We start from the raw sequence: 3,013 nt of genomic DNA, 5'->3' as shown, positions 1-3,013 counted from the left end.
CAAAAAGTACACTTTTTGGGAATCGCGCATTGTCATGTGTTTATAGAGAGTAAAAGGAACTCCAAAATGCCGTCAGACAAGGTATGCAAGACTGTCCACCAGTACAGCAAGAGCCCGCTTTGCGCGGAGGATATGAAGAAGCTACAGGAGATTGCGGCGGATTACGGCAAGGTGGAGCGCTATGTATACCAGAGGTACAGCGGCATCGGAGGGCTGTCCAAACTGTATCCCGGCTACACCGTCCAGAATGAGATGACGGAGAGCGGCCTGCGGGGAGAGCTGGGACTGCCGTCGGTGTACTTTTACCTGGCCGTGTTCGATGCGCTGGGGGACATCAAAAGCCGGTGGGCCCGGACAAAATCCCGGGTGCTGCAGCTGATTGGCAGGAACGAGGGTCTGACCGAGGAGGAGAAGCATTACCTCCGGTTCCTGTTGAAGGTGAACAACGCCTTTACCGCCGTGCTGAACCAGGAGCCCATCGTCCTGCCCCGGGAGCTGCAGAGTAAGCAGGAGGAACTGGCATCCAAAGTGGATGCGGAAAAGCTCCACCGCTATCTGTGCAGACAAGTGCGGAAGTACCGGGTGAAAAGCAGGGAAACGGACAAGGCGGAGACAGAGCCACAGGCTTCGGCGCAGCCGCCATCGGGATTTTCCGTTGCGGAGCGAGCCTACCGCTACGGGGAGAAGGACGGCAGCAGAGGAATCTACATTTCCACCAAAGAGAACCGGAAGCGGGTCTTCGTGCCCCTGACAGACGGGAACCAGTACAAGCGTCAGCTTTATGTCAGACTGTATCCCCAGGAAGGGAATGTTGAAATCATGACCGCGGTGGATGTGGCGGTGCGGGTTCATGAGGACTATGTGAACCGGATAGGACTGGCCATGGGGATGTTCACCATGCTCACCACCCAGGAAGGGCATCATTATGGCGAGGAACTGGGCGCTCTGCAGACGGAATATGCCGAATGGGTCAGGCAGCAGACCAGGAGCTATAACCGCAACAGAGCCGACAACCCGGGGCGCAGGAAGTACAATGCCCGGAGGCATCGGATGGAGGAGCGGCTCCACAGCTATATCAACCAGGAGCTGAACCGCTTCCTGCGCACAGAGAAGCCCGGGAGAATCTACATCGTCAGAATGCCCAGGCCAAAGGCGGGCGGCATCAACCGGAAAATCAACCATTCCGTGGCCATGTGGCAGAGAGGCTACATCCGCAGCCGCCTGGAGCAGAAATGCAGAGAGCAGTCGGTGGAAATCGTGGAGGTGCTGGGGAAGGACATCAGCAATGAGTGCAGCAGCTGCGGCGCGGTGGAGAGCGGCGGTAGGAAGAAAGGGATTTTCCTCTGCAATGCCTGCGGGTATTCGGCGGAGGAGAAGACGAATACTGCCAGGAACGTGCTGAAGCGGGGGATGGAAGGCAGGGTTGTCAACTGATTTTTGGATAGATACTGACGATTCTGAAAACTTGCCAGGCAAACTGGCGCATGAGCAAAAGGTTCCGGGAATGATGGAGTAAAATTCATCTCGAGCTGCAGCAGCCCGAAGATTTTGCTCTTCACCACTTGGAAACACATGCCGGTCTGGAACATCGTCTCCACCAGGGAGGAGTTGGGCAGAAGCTTGTGCGCATGAAACGTGAATGGGATCATAGGGATGACGATTCAGATGAATTCCGGCGAGGAGCCGGGGTTTTACCGACTTGGAGCCATGCTCCGGGAGGACTGGAGAGTCTGTCCATGATATAAAAAGTCGTGCCTACGGGCGCGACGGACGGCATTAGAAGGCAGGAACCCTTTGGGCGGCTGCGGATTGGGTATGCCAGGATCCTGGGAACACAGCGCGGTACATACCGCAGGCCTGGAGCGCGGCTTCGGGCAACCGGACAGAAAGTCCGGGATGTGACGTACCAGGGAGCGAAGCGGCTTGACGCCGCATCATCCGGCGAGACGCTATGGATGACCAATATACCTTATTTATATTTAGGAACTGTCGGAAAATAACTGCTGCAATTTCTGTCGGAAAAAGCCTTGAAACACAAGGAAAACGGCTTTGAACGTGCAGCAGTTAGTGGTAGACAATTCCTTAAGACCGTCAGGATTTGCAAAGCTGTCCATAGCGAACTATGGCCTGGGGTCTTTCGGTGTGGTTTACTGCCATTTTCATTGACCTGTAGTGTACATTGTAATTGTAAGTAGTGGTGTTGATTTTTCGGATAAAGACAGACGGAATTCTGTCAGAGAATCCGGCACAGGGAGAGGCGGACATGCGGAAAGCGCAGAAGCAGCAGGCTGAGGATTTCATAAAAATATTGGGAGAGGCCCATGACGAAATCCGCAAAGCCATCGAAAAAAAGAATATTTCCGCTGCCCTCAGCCTGCTGGCGGACTGCCAGGACGGAGCCATTGCGCTGGGAAACCTGATTGAAGCGGCGGAAGGGGAGGGCTTTGCCACGATTGCCCTGTTGGAGTCCTACTGTGAGCAGGTCTACCAGATTTACGGGGAACTGGAGAAAGGGCAGCCGATTGCTGTCGGAAAAACATATAAGAGCCTGCGGCAGATGTTGTTCAAGATTGAGAGCAGCGTGAAGAACGATATCAGGATTCGGACAGAGGTGGTGTTCCTGCCTTACAAGGCTTCCATGTGGGACAGCCTGGAGAGCATCTGGAAGGCTGCGGATGAGGATCCGGACTGTGATGCCTATGTGATTCCCATTCCCTATTATGACAAGAATCCGGACGGGAGCTTCCGGGAGCTGCATTATGAGGGCGGGGAGTATCCGAAGGACGTGCCGGTGGTTTGGTATGAGGATTACGATTTCGAGACGCGCAGGCCGGATATGGTATTCATACATAATCCTTATGATGAGTGTAATATTGTGACCAGCGTGCATCCGTTTTTTTATTCGAAGAATTTGAAGAAGTTTACGGATAAGTTGGTGTATGTGCCTTATTTTATATTGGGGGAGATTGATCCGGAGGACAGGCAGGCGTTGAAGGATATCGAGAAGTTCTGC

At 54.0% G+C, this 3,013-nt stretch carries 1 protein-coding gene and 1 pseudogene; both read left to right on the top strand.

Translation table 11 applies throughout. From position 1 onward, the window contains the following. Positions 1-66: 66 nt before the first annotated feature. The gene (locus Q2B33_RS23650; protein WP_300565880.1) at positions 67-1,434 is read left to right on the top strand and encodes a zinc ribbon domain-containing protein; all 1,368 of its coding nucleotides are present in this window, start codon (positions 67-69) and stop codon (positions 1,432-1,434) included. A gap of 829 nt (positions 1,435-2,263) precedes the next feature. Beyond that, a pseudogene (locus Q2B33_RS23645) lies at positions 2,264-3,013 on the top strand (hypothetical protein); the annotation flags it as partial.

Source organism: uncultured Acetatifactor sp. (assembly GCF_948601915.1).
Classification (GTDB): Bacteria; Bacillota; Clostridia; order Lachnospirales; family Lachnospiraceae; genus Acetatifactor.
Note: the sequence above shows the minus strand (reverse complement) of the source record. Positions and strands in the feature narration are given on the sequence as shown.

Coding starts and splice junctions, on each gene's coding strand:
- Q2B33_RS23650 (WP_300565880.1), top strand. CDS start 67: ATGCCGTCAGACAAGGTATGCAAGACTGTCCACCAGTACAGCAAGAGC.